Genomic DNA, 17,975 nt, shown 5'->3' on the forward strand with positions numbered 1-17,975 from the left:
TTCAACTTTCCAAATTAATGTCTAACCACCATTTTCTAATTTTTCCTTCAGAATATTTACTAAGAACATATTCCTTATCAAAATCAATTTTATCAATATCAAAATCCTTAAATTTATAATACGCAAGTCCATTTGCTATATGTAGTATATCTATCATACAATCTTTATGGTAGATTAAATCATCAGGATTATGATGAAAAGCCACAGCCTGAATGATATCCTTATGCAATCCCCAAATTCCCAAGAGATAAGCACCAACACCGCTGTGATTATACCCAAAAAGCTCAGTTTCGGCTTGACTTATGCTGAGTGATGAATTACTTTTATGGTCAATCGCTTCGATATAGTTTTCAAAATTAATCAGAATCAATTTGCCTATATCATGCAGAATTCCACAAATGAAAATATCATCGGAAATTGTTTTTGGAATATGTTCTTTTTTACATATTATTCTGGTGATTTCAGCAACTCTAAGGCTGTGTTTACCAATCTCGTTTATAAATTTTGCTGCCTTATCATCAAAATGATTATCTGAAAAAGTTTCAAGATATAAAATTATGGACTTTACCAGATTTGTACCAAGAAGATTTAGCGCATCCATTAGATTTGAAATTTTCCTTGGAATACCGAAAAAACCTGAGTTAACAACCTGTAATATTTTCGCAGTAATTGCAGGGTCTTTCAGAATTATTTCTTCAATATTTTGAAAAGAAACATCAGGTTTATTTAGTTCATTTTCCAGTTTTATGTAAATGTCAGGAAGGGAGGGTACTTTACCAAGCCCGTTTATCAAATTAATTACTTTTTTATCTTCTAACAGATTTCTCAACGCATAAGCGTTTACGATAGCAGCTTTTAAATCCTCGGGTGTACATGGTTTAATTAAAAATTGATGAGCCGAACTTAGACTCCTTATAATTTTTATTTCATCCTGATGACCTGAAAGGATTATCCTGAGTATCTGCGGATGTGTTTTCTGAATTTCCTTCAAAAGTTCGTCACCATCCATACCGGGCATACGCATATCCGATACTATGACATTGATTTTCTCTTTATTAATGATTTCAATTGCTTGTCTTCCGCTTAAAGCAAAAAACATATCCCATTCACTTTTAAATTTGTAATAAATTCGACGGTATCCATTAATAACATCCTGATCATCATCAACAAATAATATTCTTAGTGACATAAATTACCTCGGTAATTGTAGAGTAAATTTAGTAAATTCACCGAATTCGGATTCAACGCTAAGTCTTCCTTTGTGTTTGTTTACGATTATATCATGAACAATTGGCAGACCCTGACCTGTACCTTTACCAACAGGTTTAGTAGTGAAAAATGGGTCAAATATTTTAGTGATATTTTCTTTGGAAATTCCTGTACCCGAATCTGTTATCTCTATCTTTACAAAATCTTCATCACTACTTGTCCTTATTGATATTCGCCCTTTTTTTCCGGTTTCTAACGATTTTTCTTTTTCCTGTATAGCATGTACTGAATTAATAATCATATTTAAAAGTACTTGATTAATTTCATCAAAGACAGCATAAATATGTGGAAGTTCCGGTTCAAGTTCGAGGACTAAATCGCAGTCGTATTTCCATTCATTATTTGATATAACTGCAGTAGTCTCAATTGCGTTATTGATATCTGAAAGTATTTTTTGCTTTTCCGATGGGTGTGCAAAATTTTTCATAGCCATTACAATTTTTGAAACCCTTTGGATTCCATCGAGATTGCTTTTTACAGCATTTTTGATTTCACTTAAAAGAAATTCTATGTTCAAATCGTTTTTAATTTCCTGAATATTACTTATTAAAACCTTGCAAATGTCAGTGGTTTTCAATTTTTTTAATTCATTGTCAACATGATTTAAATACTTAGTTAAGGATTCAGAAGCATCATTTAGAAAGTAATTATTATCACCGATAAATTGAAGTGGAGTATTGATTTCGTGTGCTATGCCTGATGCAAGCCTTCCTACCGATTCCATTTTTTGGGCAAGCGAAAGCTCATTGGAAAGTCGGGTTTGCTCTGTTATATCCTGAAAAAACATAGTTATTCCGGATAAATATTTGTCATTTGATTTAATCTCTGCCATTTTGCCTGACAATATGAGTTTCTTACCTGACTTAGATAAAATATTTATCTGAAACTTTATATCTCCTGTATCTGAATTTTGAATCATATCAATCGGATTGAATAATCCTGATTCTCCCTCAACTTCAAATAAATCGAATATCAATAATTCCTTAAATGAGTCTGGCTTAATTTCAAGTATTTCGGTAGCAGCGTTATTGAAATACATAATTTTTCCATTGGGCTGAAAAAATATCACACCGTCAGTAATGCTATTTAAGGTTGTGCTCAATTCCTCTTTTTCCCTGAATAATTCCTGTTGATATTTTTTTCTGTCAAATTTGTCAGATAATGCAGACTGTCCATAAACTAAACTTTGAGATATTGAGTTTAGAAGCTCCATTTCGTTTTCACTGAGAATATTATCATCAGGTACATATATATTTATAACAAACTGAGAAAAATGATGTTTACCAAATCTCATAGTAAGAATTCTGTGATTTGAATATTTCCGGAAATTTTTTGATATATCGCACTTCTTCATACATTCCGATATTGAGAGGTTATCTTTATCGGCTACAGAAGAATTTATGCAAATACATTCAAAAGGTTCTGAAAGTGAGTTTGACAATGTAGAAGTTCCAATAGGTTCTTTAGATGTGTAAGATATTAACTTAATTTTAACTTTGTTTTCTTCACTATCAATCAGCTTTCCAATCCAGACAAGCGGATAACCTGCTTTATCCACAATTATTGAAGTAAAGGCATTAAATATTTCATTTTCGCTTTCTGCATATACAAGTGCTGTATTACATTCATTGAGAATATTCAATGAACGGTTCATATCCTTTAGTTTAGCTGATTGAACCTTGTTAATCTTTTGTTCCCGGACGAGGGATAAGTATAACCGGACTTTACCAATCAGAGTATTTTTATCGAATGGCTTTATAATATAATCATAAGCTCCTAAGTTATAACCTTGCTTAATATAATCAGCTTGGTCATAGTAGGCAGTTACAAATATAACAGGAATATCTGCCAATTGCACGTTTTCTTTTATTATTTTGACTGTTTCAAAGCCATTCAAGCCACTCATGTGAATGTCCATTAATATCAATTCAATATCACTTACACTCTTCAGTATTTCGATAGCTTCATAACCTGAGGTTGCGGCAATAATATCCAGTTCTAATTCTTTCAAATTTTTTTTGATTAGAATTAAATTAATGTCCTGATCATCCACAATTAATATTTTAGGTGCGTTCATATGATTTCTTTTTATATTTCTGTAAATTTTCTGATTGAGTCAAGTAAATCCTTTTTAGAAAATGGCTTGGTTATACAACCATTCATTAAAGCATCAATTTTTCTCTTATTTTCTCCATCATTTGAAAAAGCTGTAAGTGCAATGATTGGTATGGTTGAATATTCATTAATTTGTCTGATTTCCGAAGCAATTTCAAATCCATCCATGGAACCACCCAAATGAATATCCATTAGAATTATATCAAATTTGTGATTTTTGACTTGAAGGATAGCATCTTCACGATTAATTGCAGATACAACATTTATTGAGTGCTGCAACAATTGTTCAACCAATTTGATTGTTATACTGTTATCTTCAACAAGGAGCAGACTTTTTTTGTTACTCATTTTTTTGATATTTTTATTAAAATGTTCAATTATCTTCAAGTCATCATAATTGTTTTTACTTTTATCGATAATCGGAATTATGACTTTAAATGTGCTGCCGAAATTGACTCTGCTTTCAACAAATATATATCCGTTAAGAATATCAACATATTTTTTGGTTAGCGCCAGTCCGAGACCCAATCCTTCATAGCCCCTGCTTAATCCTTCATCTCCCTGACGAAAACGAACAAATATATTTTCCATTTGTGATTCATTAATGCCAATGCCTGTATCCTTTACTTCCAGAATCAATGTATCATAATTTGTTTCTTTTGTAATACTTAGAGTTATCTGAACACTTCCTTCATTCGTAAATTTCACTGCATTGCTGACAAGATTATTGCATATATTTCTAAATGCAACAGCAATAATCTCACATTCAAAGACATATACTTGATTATCAAATAAAATTTCAATACCTTTAGATTTTGCCTCGGTATAGTTCTTTGAAATTGCATCATTTACTTCAGAGGCAGGCATAATCAATTCATTTTTCAGCTCAAAATCACCGGCTTCCAGTCTTGAAAGCTCTATCAGATTGTTCATAGTATCTAATAGTCGTGCTGCACTAATATTAATAATACCTGATATTTCCGCTACATCTTCGAGACTGTCTGAATCTTTAAGTAATTTTGAAAAACCAAGTATGCCATTCATCGGTGTTCTAAGTTCATGGCTGAGATTTCCTAGAAAGTATGTTTTCAGCCTATCGCTTTCTTCAGCTTTTTCTTTTGCTTTTATTATTTCTTCGATACGTTCTTTTTTCTCAGTAATGTCCTCTTTTACAGCAATATAATGAATGATTTCATTGTTATCATTAAAAATAGGCGATATCAAACACTTAACCCAATAATATGTCCCATTTTTTCTTCTATTGTAAATTTCACCATTCCAATCATTGCCTGATTTAATAGTTTGCCAAAGTGCTTTATAAAATTCTTTGCTGTGATTTCCTGATTTTAAAATTCTTGGATTATTTCCAATTAACTCACTTTCATCATAACCGGAATTTAATACACCAACCGGATTGATATATTGAATAGCTCCATCAGATGAAGTAATAGTAATACTAACCGGACTTTGCTCTACTGCCCGTGTAAGAAGTTTTGTTTTCTCTTCAGCTTCCTGCCTTTTAACAATTCTCCAAACGCTGTTCATCAAAAGTTTGAGCTGAAGTATATCTGTTTCATCATAATTGTTGTCTTTATTTGCAACTCCAACTACAGCCACTATTTCATTGTTGTCAAATATCGGTATGGTGAGATATTTTTCAAGTTTTACATGTCCTTCAGGATACCCTTTTTTCAGTGCATCATAAGCCTGAAAATCATTCATTATTATATCTTTACCCTGCCTGACGGCTTCGCCCCAAATTCCTGTTTTATCTAATTCATAGCAGGTTTGCGGATTTACAACTCTGCATTCATTCATTACTTCTTTGGACCAGGAATTGAGAATGAATTCTTGTTTTGATTCATCATAAAAATATATATAGCCAATTTTGCTTGAAGTGATACTGATTGCTTCATTTAAAGCATAGTCCAATAAATCCTGAACATTGTTCGACTTGTAATTATATATATTAACCAAACTTTCTAATCTGTCAGAATTTAATTTTAAATTCTTCTCGGCTTTTTTCCTCAAACTAATATCATGAATTATTGAATGTAAAACTATTTTATCTTTATAAACAACTTTACTGGTGAATACTTCAACATCCGATATTGTTCCATTTGCCTTTTTATGCTTAAATTCAAAGTAAACCTGTGATTGTGCTTTGGCTTTATCCATTGCCGACTTTACTTCCTCCAAGCTTAAAGTGTTTATTTCAGCAATATTCATACTTAGCATTTCATCTCTGCTCCAGCCATAGAAATCAACAGCTGCATTATTTACATCAACAATTTGCCCATTTTCTGGGTCAATTACAAACATTACGGAAAGGCTGTTATGAAACATACTTCTAAAGCGGCTTTCACTTTCAATCAATTTTTCAACAGCTTCCTCTCTTTCTGTTACATCCGTTGTTAATCCTCTGTAGCCAATTAGAATAGATTCTTGGTCGAAAATTGGTACACCACTTGTTTCACATATAATAATTTTACCATTGGAATGCAACATCCTGTTCATATAATTATAAAATGGTTTTTGAGTTTTAACAATTATTTCTGAATCTTTAATATTTGATTCCCGATCACTTTCAGGAGAAAAATAAAAGGGAGACTTGCCTAAAACATAGTCACATTGATAGCCGAGAAATCTTTCTACATGAGGACTTATAAATGTATAAACTCCATCTCTGTCGGTTTCCCAAATCAGACTATTTGAGGACTCAAGCAATGCTCTGAATCTACCTTCGCTCTCTTCCAATCGTATTTCTGATAATTTCAAACCGGTAATATCAACTGCTGTACAGAATATACCAACAATCCGGTTTGAATTATCTTTACGAGGTATAGCGGTAATCTCGAAATAATAGTCATTATCTCCAAAATTTAATCTGAAAATATCTTTTTGAGAAATTCCATTTTTTAAAACATTTTGTTTGAAACCTATCAGTTTTTTTGCATCTTTGTATTTCAATAATTCAAAATCCGTTTTACCAATTATATCTGATACACGGAAAAACACGGGTGGGTTGTATATCCAGGTATATTTCAAGCTTTCATCCTGACTGAAAACAGTTACATGAGAATTACTTAAAGCCGATCTGAATTTGTATTCACTTTCAGTCAGTAGTTTTAATAATTCTATTCTGTTTGTAATGTCATGTATTATTAAATTTGTTCTTTCATTGTTATTTGAATCAAAATACACTGCTGATGAGACTTCAGCATCAAAGATTGTACCATCACTTTTTACAAATCGCAGTTCGCCAAATGCTTTTCTTTGTCTTCTCCTTTCCTCAAAATAGTCAGCCGTTCGAAGGTCTTTTTTATCAATTAAATCGCTTATACATTTACTGATAATTTCATTTTCACTCATTTTGAAGATCTGACAGGCAGCCGGATTAACGGAAATTATACTCCCGTCAGTTGAAGTTATCATTACAGCGTCCATACTGTTTTCGAAGTAGGATTTGAATTCGACTTCCTTATTTTGCAGCTTTGCTCTGATATCTTTAATAAGAGTCAAATCCCTTAAGTTTAAAATTATGAATTGTTTCTTGTTAATATTTATTTCGCTTGATACACATTCAAACTCTACTTCTTTACCTTCCGCTGCAAGGAAAGTTATATTAAAAAGTCCATAGGTCAAACATATTTTCTTATCATCTTTAATAAAAAGTTCAATCGGCTTGCCTGATAGAGACTCTTTGGTATAGTTCAATTTGGAAAGGAATAATTTATTAAAGTCAACTATTGTGCATTTTGAATCTAAAACCAATATTGCGTCTGAAGATCTATCAAATATAGCATTAAGAAATTCTCGGTTATGCTTTTCAGATTCAATAAGAGGATTAGTTATTCTTGAATATAAATATAATGCAATTGATATTAAAAATACTGATAGTAAAAATGATATCAATCCGGCATTTATGTATGGTTTACGTAATTCATCCAAGTCAATCTTAGCAACTATTCCCCAATTAGGGATGTTAGAATATGTGTAAGCTGAAATTACATCGCGATTGGAATAATCTTTTCCTATAATAGTTCCTGTTTCTCTGAAAAATGCTTTTTTCATAGGGGCAGCTATTATTTTATCAACAGGTAATTTCATAGATTCAAATCTGTCAAGGTCTGCTCTTACTATATATTCTGCTGAATCGTTTTCAAATACAGCAATAACTAATTCAGTTAATAAGTCTGATGTTGAAAAATTCCGTTTTGTATTTATATAAATAGATTTGATTGAATCCGGTGGAAAATTTAATGAATTCAAATTATCAATGAAGTCTTTCTCGTGCAATACCAAATTTGTAAGAGATTTCTTAGTAGTTTCTATGGAAGCGGTATATATTTGATGAAAAGATGTAACTGCAATAATTAATATTATAAAAATCAATACTATTGCTAATGATAAAGCATTCTTATTATTTGACAAGAAAGTCATAATTGTTTTCTCTTTTATATTGTATAATTTAAAATTATACAATATAATAAAAAGATAGTTAAGTAAAGCAAAAATTAAGAAAAAAATTGCATCTCAATATTCAAAAATGAATATTATTTTACTTTTTCAATCTTTTAGGTATAATATAATTACTATTCTCTTTAATTGAATCTGATACCTTGGGTTTTTCCGATTGTTTGGATTTCATCACTTCAGAATCATTTTTAATGCTCATATTACTTTTATCATTTATTACTCTGTCAGGATTATGTTTTTTTGATTTAACAATATTTGAACTAATAATTAGAGTTTTATCGGAGTATTTATATTCGAGAAGACCAATGCCTTGCATAGAATTAATGAATGAATTAAAAGGTATAAAAGTCTGATAATTCAACTCTATAACAGGCAAATTCATCTGAGCAACCCGAAGCAAATCATCATTTTCGTAAACAACAAAAAAAGAGCCCAAAGCAAATTTCAGGCTCTCATTATTGTATTTAATATTATTATCATTACAAAGAGCATTTACATCCAGCAGTTTTGCAAGTTCATTTATTTGGATATAATCAGTATTGTTTATTTGTTTTAAGTTAATAGACTTTTTGGAGCCATTAATCAATATAGTTTCGGCAATGAGACCACTACTCGAAATAATAAAAACAATAATAAAAATATTATATAAATGATTCATAGCATTCAAAAGTCTGTTTATTCTTTACTCCAGATTCTAAGATTGAGATTCAAATCTTCAATCGAGGAAATGGCGATATTCAAATCTGCATAATACTTTCTCAAAGTATCTTCTGATACTAATTTACCGAATATTTTCGGTTCGAATAAGTTGCCTTTAATCGGTATAGCCATATAAATGCAAGATTCTTTGAAAGCCATCATAATGTCGGAGCCGGCTTTTCTTTTGAATTCCAAAATTCTCTGCATCAGACTTGTTGATAAAATATATCTTGCTTCGATTTGGTCATCAGAATATACAGCAAATTCTTTCTCAAATTCTATATCTTCAAGTTTAACAAGCTGACCTCGGGATTTTGAAAGAGATTGAAAAAATTTCGCAAATCTACCAAAAGTTTTCTCAATTTTATCCGGTAAAACATAGGTTCTTCCTTTGAAATTTTTATTAAAGTCACCTATAAAAAATATTCCGCCGAATACTTCAACATACCGCTTTTTATCATCAGAGCCTTCTTCGACGAATGCGTGAACTTCTGAGAATCTAAAAGCAGTCTGTCCAATTTTTCCTTCAACATAATCATCGCCGTAATATCTTTCTATTCTACGGTCAATCAAACCGCTTGAGGCAAATTCATTTAATGGTATAAATTTCTCAGGATAGTATGACAGGCTGACATCAAAAAATTTAACTATCGAACTGATTATCTTATTCTTAAATTTAATAACAAAATCTGCTCTGACCTTTTTCTGTTTCATGAAAATAAATATCATTATCATCAGATAGCTTATCGCAATTAAAACACTTATAACAAGTAGAAAGGTATTTTCTTCAATGCTTTCAGTCAACATTTCTGCAAGAAACATTATGCCCAATATGCCCAGAATCATTAATCCCAGTATTAATCTGAGAATTAAAAGCCTGCGAACAACTGCACTTCGCTCAGTCTGCATTAGTTCGAGGTCTGCGTTAAGCTTTCCGGCACAAAAGTGGGAAAACTCTTCATAAGTTTTCATTTTATCATGCTTTATTTGTTAAACAAACCTGAAACATCAACATTCTGTCTTTCAACTTCAGAAATTACAAAAACATTCTTGCGTTTCAACCCCATAATGGAAGCCATAATATTGCTTGGGAACATCTCGACCGAATTGTTGAAATCAGTCACAGCCGCATTAAATGCACGTCTGGCTGCGGAAATCTGCTCTTCAACTTCATTCAGAGATCCTTGAAGCTGTACGAAATTCTGGCTCGCTTTGAGGTCAGGATAATTTTCAACTGCTATATTTATTCCTGTAAGTGCTTTACTGATTTCATTATTCACAGCAACTTTTTCATCACTTGTCAAATCAGGTGATAATGCCCTGCTACGAAGTTCAGTTACTTTGGTAAGAACATCTGCTTCATGTTTCATGTACTGGCTTACTGATGCAACAAGATTTGGTATTAGGTCATATCTTTTCTTAAGCATCGCATCCATAGAACCGAAGATATTTTCAACCTGATTTCGCTTATTTATTAAGCCATTATACATTGAAATAACAATCAAAAACAAAACCACTGCAACAGCAATAATTATTAGTAATTCAGTGCTCATATTTTATTCTCCAAAAAATATATTAAACATCTTACAAATATATTAAATTTTACTTTTTTCAAGCAATTATATTCAATAAATACTTAGGTTTTATATTAGTTTTTTGAAAAGTTCATAGAAAATTTACACGTTAGCTGTCATATTGCTGTTTTATGTTCAAATATAATAAAAAAAGTCCCCAATCTGATTGAGGACTTTGTTCATTAATTATTTCTATAATATCAATACTTGAAAATTTCTTCTAATGTCAATTCTTTGATTTCACCTAACTGACTTAAAATTTCATAATCAAGATTCTTCTTGTCAGCAATTATTAGAAAAGCGAACTTTTTGCCTTTTACTCTTTCATCGAAGAATTTTTCAAAATCTTTTAATGAAATTTTATCAACTCTTTCGTAAATATCTTTTCTGCTGTCGTAGTCAATTCCGCGGTCATAATTGGACAGATAGCTCCAGAAAATTGATGATTTTGTAATTCTCTCTGTTTCGATTTTCTTCTTTAATCCAACTTTTGACTGCTCATATTGTTGCTCTGCATTTGGAACTTTGTTGAGAAGCTCAACCAAAGCATCGGTGGCAATTTTGATTTTATCCGGCTGAGTGCCTACAAATCCATAGATTAAATGTGGGTCAGCTGCTTTCGCTGGTACTGTATATGAAGCAAATGCAGAATATGCAAGTCCTCTTGCTTCACGAATTTCCTGAAATACTATTGACGAAAGACCTGAGCCGTAAAATTCACTGAACAAGCGTGCTTCAGGAAGAATATTCCTATCAAATGCCCGGTCTTTGGTAACAAGAAGAATATTTGACTGAACCATATCATAATCAACTACATATACTACATTTTTCTGATGCGCTATTTCATTGAATTTCAATGGCTTTGGATAGTCTTTCAGATTAGTTGGAATTTTATGGTATTTCTCCACAAGTTTAGCGGCATTATCAGCATCTTTTCCGTAGTAAAATCCATAGTGTTTATAATTTGTAAGATCCTTTATTATATCGGTAAGTTCCTTGGGGTCAATTGCTTTCATTTCCTGTTCAGTCAGGCGGTAAGTAAATGGTGACATATCTCCATAAATGCCATAATTCATCATTGCACCCCAAAGAATTGATCCCTTGTCAATTTTAGCATTTGCTCTGTCTTTCAAAATTGACTCAACATATTTTTCATAAATTTCTTTGTCCGGCTTGGCATTACTGAGAAGGTGTTCCAAAAGCCCGATGCCTTTTTCAAAGTTTTCCTCAAGACCGGAAATATAAACGTAGCTTCTGTCATCTCCGGACATAACGCCATAATTTATACCCAATTTGTAAAATTCTTTACTTAAATCTTCAGGAGTGAATTTATCTGTTCCCAAGTATGGCAGATAATTAACAGCGTGAGGGAGTTTCAGATTATTCATTTTACCCATATCAAGTATGAAATAAAATGAGAATAAATTATTTACATGATTTTTGATAAATTTCAGTTCAATTCCATTGCTTAATTTCTTTACTCCGATTGAATCTTTGAAACTTACAAATACCGGTTTCAATGATGGTGGCTGAATTTTTACAAAATCTTCATAAAATTTTGAAGAGTTATCGCGATTCATTTCAATAGCAGTGATTTTGGGTTTGTCCACTTTTACTTTGCTTTCGTCTTTTCCGATTCTCTTATACAGAACAACATAGTTGTCTTTATAAGTTTTGTTTGCAAAATCAATCACATCTTGTTTAGTAATTTTTTCCATTTTTGAAATATTACTGCAATAATCTTCCCAATTGGAATTATGTGCAAAAACATTCACAAATGCGTGTGCGACACCGTTAGATTCCTCCATTCGTATGCGATTCAGCTTAAATTCATTGATAATTGCCTGAATGAGCCAATCTTCAAATTCACCTTTCTTCACCTTGTCAATTTGGGCTAAAAGTAAATCTTTCACTTCTTCAAGCGTCTGACCTTCTCGTGGTTCACCACCGAGAGTGTGCGTACCGTAGTAAATCATTGTTGATGCACTTGAATATGCAGATTGCACTTTCTGGCTTTTAACAAGATTTAAGTCAATCAGACCGGCTTTGGAATTATTCAGAATATAATCCACCATTGTCGTCATATATCTGTCTTCTGTACTATAGCCGCCTGTTCTGAATGCGACGTTAACAAATTCAGGATTTGGTCCCAAAACCTCAACTGTAACCGGTGAGCTAATTGGCTCCTCAACCGGTGAGTTGAATTTTGGCACATTACCTTTTTTCATTTTTCCGAAATACTTGTCAATTAACTGAATAGTTGGTTCAAAATCCAAATCTCCGGAAATACTTACTGCCATATTATTTGGAACATAATAAGTATTAAAATAATTGTGAATATTAACCATAGAAGGGTTTTTCAAATGCTCGGCTTTACCAATTACAGTCTGAGTTCCGTAAGGATGGAATTTGAATAGTGCAGCATCCAATGCCTCAGAGGCACGTGACCAGTCTTCATCCTGATACATATTGAACTCTTCATAAACAGTTTCAAGCTCTGTATGGAATAACCTTAATACAAGTGAGCTGAATCTTTCGCTTTCAAGTTTAAGCCATTTTTCAAACTCATTTGAAGGAATATCATTAATATAAACTGTACGCTCAGTGCTTGTATAGGCATTTGTACCTTTGGCGCCAATACTGCTAACCATTTTGTCATATTCACTTGGAACAGCAAATTTTGAGGCGAGCTGGGAAACGCTGTCAATAATTGCATAAATTTTCTTCTTTTCTTCCGGATTGTCAGTAGCTTTGTGCTTTTCGAACAAATCTGATAATTCCTGTAAATACTTGCTTTCTTTTTCCCAGTCTGAAGTTGCAATTTTCTGGGAACCTTTAAACATCATGTGCTCAAGGTAATGAGCAAGTCCTGTAGTTTCTTTTGGGTCATAAGTTGAGCCGGCTTTAACGGCAATAAATGTCTGCATTCTTGGTTCGTCGCGATTTTGTCTCAAAAATACTTTCAGACCATTATCAAGAGTATAAATGCGTGCTTTCATTGGGTCATTTTCTACATATTCATACTGATAACCGGCATTGTCAAGAGCGGTTTTCGTTACAAATTGTGCGTTGATTTCGAGGAGCGACGAAATGGATAACAAGACAATTAGTATTGCTACTAATAACTTATAATTTTTCATAATTATAAATCCAAAAAATTGAAAAAATGATTATTCAAAAATATGAAAAATAACTCACTTTCGGCAAATTTTTTGGACAAAATCATAAAATATTCAACTTAATTAAGATGTTTTTCTTATACTATCCAACTAATTACATTTATGAAGTGTAATCTATACATATTGTTGCTATTCCTGCTACATAATGATTCTTATGTTCATTTATTTCATAATCTATTGTATATTAATTCACTTATATTGTAATTTAAATACTACTCTGCAATTAAAATAATAATGATATAATTTCTTCATAAATTATTATTGTTTAATTCGTTATTGAATATTTAAATAAGCAAAAATTCTTATGTCAAAGTTCATTTTTTATATATTATTGTTTGTTTTTGGATTCTCTTTAACAAATGCAAATTGGAAAAAAAACACCAATATGCCAAGAGAATATCAGAATGTAATTTATCTCGATGTTTTTTTCCTGCCAGACAATCCGCAATTAGGCTGGATTTGTGGATATGAAGGTAAAACATTACGAACAACAGATGGCGGCATAAGTTGGTTTGGCAGTCGGATATTTAATCAAATTGGTATGCCCCGTGAAGTTCAGCTTGAAAGTATTCATTTCAAGACAGAGTTAGTTGGTTATACATCCGGACCTGATTTAATTACAGGGTTTGGAGTTATTTACAAGACAACAGATGGTGGGGCTACGTGGTTTGATATCACTCCAGCAAATGTAACCGACTTATGGGGGACATATTTTCTTACTGAAGACATAGGTTTGGTGATTGGTGGAGGTTGTGGCAGTTCACAATATTTCTGGCGTACAGTAAATGGCGGTCAAACATGGACTTCCGTAATTTACAATCATCCCGGAAGTAAAATGTCAGATGCTATTTTGTATGAGGAGAATGGTTTGGCTTATGCTGTTGGCAGTGGTACTTTATGGAAAAGTAACAACGGCGGTAGGAGCTGGCTTCCAATTTCAAATACCGGTGGAATGGATTGGCATGAGGAAATTACGCGGGTTGACAATACATTTTTGATACCTTATTCTGAAGGTTGTTTTGGCAGTACGGTTACCAGTGTCGGTGGAGTGAGAATTACTCATGATGAAGGCAGAACCTGGTCTCAGTTTAATACAGGAGCTCCAATGTTCGGCTCATTTTTACATGACAAGGACAGAGGATGGGGAGTAGGGTTTAATCAAACTGTAATTTATACAAGCGATGGAGGAAAAACGTGGGTGCCAAGGAATTGCGGTATTGAGCCAGGAGCAACTATGGATGATATATGGTTTATAGATGATACAACCGGATGGGTGGTTGGTAGTGGAGTTTATGAATTTTACATACCAAATGCAGACCCGCCCAAAATCACATCAGAAAAGGGTTTCTCAATTTGTGAAGGTGATACAATTGAGCTTGTTGCATCTGAAGGCTATGATGCATATATTTGGTCAAGCGGGCAGACTACAAGAAGTGTTTTAGTAACCAAGCCCGGTAATTATTTCGTAAGGGGATTTATAGATTCGATTTGTTACGATGGTATGTCAGAAGCGGTGAACATACAATTTTATCAAAGGACAGTACCGGAATTTCTTTTAAGTTCAGGAGGTCAGCCCTGCAAGGGAGAATCTGCGATTTTATCCCTTAAAGGTGATTTTCAGTATTATGAATGGTTCGACGGAAGCAATGAAAGTGAAATTGAAATAACAGAATCAGGTGTTTATTCTATCAAACTTATTGATTCAAATGGATGTGAAATAAATGATTCGTTTGAAGTTATGTTTCGACCTAACCCTGAACCTGAAATATTGAATATTGGCAGAAAGAATTTCTGTATTGGCGATTCTGTGCTTCTTTTCACTTCGGAAATTTATTCAAATTATATGTGGTTTAAGTCAGGTTCCAATGATGTGGTATCAATCAATCGTGAATATTGGGCAGATGAATCAGGTACTTATTATGTGATGGTTGAAAATGAATATGGATGTGTCGGTTTATCTGATATTGTAATTATCACAGTTCGAAATGAAACCGATATACTTGAATTTACCCTGACTGATGAAAAGTATTTTAGTTTAGACTCTGCATATTACAGCCAATTAAACTGTCGTATGCTCCGGATAACCAACTCAGGCAATCGCACTTATACTCTTGAAGATGTTTATATTTTCAAGAATATTGCATTTTCTACTCCTCAGAGTCAGTTTCCAATTATGATTCCCTCGGGCGAAACTGTAATGCTGAAGGTTTGTTTCTCGCCTGGCAGATTGGGAGAAAATCTGGACTCTCTGATTTTAGCAGATGTTTGCACCGATAGACTTATTGAATTATTGGGATTTGGAATAAATGAAGGATTTGAAGATTTAACTAAATGCGAGGTGCCGCTAATATTTGAATTAAACAGTTTTGCAGGACAATCATTCTCATTTGGTTTAGGTAATGCTGTGCCCAATCCTGCCAATGAATTAGTTAAAGTGCAGTTCTCATCTTCAAATAATGACAATGTTGCAGATAATATGAATATCAGAATATTTAATAGTATAGGAAATCAAGTATACGCCGGTCATAGAATACTTTCTTCAAAAAATCAAGCAGGCTATATTAATGGCGAAATATTTATTAATACAAGTGAATTATTATCAGGTTTATACGTCATTGCAATAGAAATTTATGGAGAAATTCTCACCGAAAAATTTACGGTATTCAAATAATGTCTGGTTTAAAATTTGATGTTTGTATAGTTTGTCTAAATTATATTAGTAATGATGCTCGCTCTCTAAACCTTGCCATTTCTCTTGTTAATATGGGAAAGAAAGTTGCAGTTTTGTGTTTAAAAGATAATCTTAGTTATAAATATTGTTTTGAGCTGTTAACTGTTGATATCGAAAAAGGGGAGAGGCTACTTAAAAAGATGTATATTTTTTATTCTGCCGGAAAGAATTTTAAGATAATTTCTGATTATTATGTTGCAGCCGAACTTTATTCATTGCCTTTAGCGAGCTATTTGGCTGGCAGAAGCTCTGCAAAACTGATATATGATTCAAGAGAAATTTTCTCAGCTATTGGTAACACATTTGACCAGCCACTAAAACAAAAATTCTTTACTTATTTAGAGAAATATTATATCCACAAAGTTGACTCAGTTATTGTTTCAGGCAAGCTCGATGCTGAGTATTTAAAAGGATTGTTCCCTAAAAAAATCAGATTCCATTTGATTATGAATGTCCCTGAATACCAACCTCCTGTTAAATCAAATTTATTAAGGCAAGAGTTTCTGATTGATGATACAACTAGAATTTTAATCTATCAGGGTATGATAATGAAAGGCAGAGGTATCGAGCCTGCCATAAGAGCTATTGAGGGTTTAGAGCAATGTGCTCTTGTAATAATGGGGCAGGGAGATGAAATGAAAAATTATTTTGAGAAATTGGTCTTAGAATTAAATCTTCAAAATAAAGTATTTTTCAAATCATTTGTTCCATATAAAGAGCTCCACAAATGGACTTCATCTGCTGATATTGGGCTTGCACTCTTCGAGCCAATCTCTTTATCGTATAAACTGGCTTTGCCAAATAAACTGTTTGAATATTGTATGGCGGGTCTGCCTTCTATTTCTACAAATCTTCCTGCAATTTCTGATGTTTCAATAAAATATAATTTCACAAAATTGATTGATTATCCAATTAATATCTCAAAATTGCAGCAAAATATCATTGAAATATCATTGCCTGCTAATTATCAAATTATGTCAGGCTCTGCCCTCGAAGCTTCAAAAAAATTCAATTATCAAAATCAACTACCTGTGATTAAGGAGATTTTTAACAAATTATGATGAATTTCATAATATTTCTTCAGCAGCTTATCTCTTCATCAACCCATATAGTTGCAAAGGGAGTTACTAACGAGCTCGAACCTGTGCTGATACTTCTTTTCAGAGCGTTGATTGCAACTTCTGTTTATTTTGCTTATCTTGCAATCAGAAGAAGTAGCTGGAAAAGAATTGAGCCACGTGACTGGTGGCTGGTAGCACTTTTGGGGATATTAAATATACCACTCAATCAATACTTCTTTCTCGTTGGAATTTCTCATACAACGGCACCAAATGTTTCGCTTGCTTATGCTTTGACTCCGGTTTTTGTGTTTATTGTCGCTGCAATCTTTCTTAAAGAGAAGGTAACATTTTTGAAAATTGTAGGTATAGCCATAGCTGTATCAGGTGCTATTGTATTACTTTCAGAGAAAGGATTTAATTTCAGCTCAGAAACTATGAAAGGCGATATTTTCGCATTAATGGCAAGCTTTTCTTGGGGACTCTATACTATAATAGGAAGAAATTTTACTAGAAAATACGGAGCAATTTATTCTACTGCCTTGGCTATGGCATCAGGTGCTTTCTTTTTTATACCGGTATTTTTCACATTTGGTGGCAATTTGGATATAAGTCATATTACAATACTTAATTGGGGGCAACTTTTATATCTTGGAGCAATAACTTCGGGGCTTGGATATGCTCTATGGTTTTACGCATTAAAGAAAATTGAGGCATCTAAACTTGCAGTATTTAATAATTTCCAACCCGTTCTTACAGCAATACTTGCATTTCTAATTTTTGGTACTCATGTTACTGAATATTTTATTATTGGAGGAATTATGATTATTGCCGGAGTTATTCTTACACAAAAAGGTTAAGTAAATAAAAT

Annotated in this window: 10 protein-coding genes; 3 read left to right on the forward strand and 7 right to left on the reverse strand. The window is 32.6% G+C overall.

The annotated features are described in order from the left end of the window. Position 1 precedes the first annotated feature (1 nt). From KF896_02030 to KF896_02060, 7 genes are all read right to left on the reverse strand, one after another. Positions 2-1,189 carry an HDOD domain-containing protein gene (locus KF896_02030; protein MBX3042470.1) on the reverse strand — a complete coding sequence of 396 codons (1,188 nt, stop codon included), beginning with the start codon at positions 1,187-1,189 and terminating at the stop codon, positions 2-4. Between the two features lie 3 nt (positions 1,190-1,192). Then, positions 1,193-3,346 (reverse strand): response regulator, encoded by a 2,154-nt coding sequence (locus tag KF896_02035; GenBank protein ID MBX3042471.1) that lies wholly within the window; start codon positions 3,344-3,346, stop codon positions 1,193-1,195. A gap of 11 nt (positions 3,347-3,357) precedes the next feature. After that, the gene (locus KF896_02040; protein ID MBX3042472.1) at positions 3,358-7,827 is read right to left on the reverse strand and encodes a PAS domain S-box protein; all 4,470 of its coding nucleotides are present in this window, start codon (positions 7,825-7,827) and stop codon (positions 3,358-3,360) included. Positions 7,828-7,945: 118 nt separating this feature from the next. Next, positions 7,946-8,521 (reverse strand): hypothetical protein, encoded by a 576-nt coding sequence (locus tag KF896_02045; protein MBX3042473.1) that lies wholly within the window; start codon positions 8,519-8,521, stop codon positions 7,946-7,948. A gap of 17 nt (positions 8,522-8,538) precedes the next feature. Then, positions 8,539-9,534, reverse strand: a complete 996-nt coding sequence (locus tag KF896_02050; GenBank protein MBX3042474.1) for a DUF3137 domain-containing protein — start codon at positions 9,532-9,534, stop codon at positions 8,539-8,541. 11 nt (positions 9,535-9,545) lie between these two features. Further along, complete coding sequence (locus KF896_02055; protein MBX3042475.1) at positions 9,546-10,115, reverse strand: LemA family protein; 570 nt, start codon at positions 10,113-10,115, stop codon at positions 9,546-9,548. Positions 10,116-10,336: 221 nt separating this feature from the next. Further along, positions 10,337-13,276, reverse strand: coding sequence for an insulinase family protein (locus KF896_02060; protein MBX3042476.1), 2,940 nt, complete (start codon positions 13,274-13,276; stop codon positions 10,337-10,339). A gap of 343 nt (positions 13,277-13,619) precedes the next feature. On the opposite strand from KF896_02060, the gene KF896_02065 reads away from it, so the two are divergent. From KF896_02065 to KF896_02075, 3 genes are read left to right on the forward strand one after another with little or no spacing between them, the layout of a single operon-like run. Beyond that, positions 13,620-15,986: a hypothetical protein gene (locus KF896_02065; protein ID MBX3042477.1), complete on the forward strand. Its 2,367-nt coding sequence runs from the start codon at positions 13,620-13,622 to the stop codon at positions 15,984-15,986. Continuing rightward, a complete protein-coding gene (locus KF896_02070; protein ID MBX3042478.1) occupies positions 15,986-17,107 on the forward strand; it encodes a glycosyltransferase in 1,122 nt (373 codons plus the stop codon). The genes KF896_02065 and KF896_02070 overlap by 1 nt, the downstream gene beginning before the upstream one ends. Then, the gene (locus KF896_02075) at positions 17,104-17,964 is read left to right on the forward strand and encodes an EamA family transporter (protein MBX3042479.1); all 861 of its coding nucleotides are present in this window, start codon (positions 17,104-17,106) and stop codon (positions 17,962-17,964) included. The genes KF896_02070 and KF896_02075 overlap by 4 nt, the downstream gene beginning before the upstream one ends. Positions 17,965-17,975 lie beyond the last annotated feature (11 nt).

The sequence above is a fragment of the Ignavibacteriota bacterium genome, assembly GCA_019637995.1.
Classification (GTDB): domain Bacteria; phylum Bacteroidota; class Ignavibacteria; order Kapaibacteriales; family UBA2268; genus JANJTB01.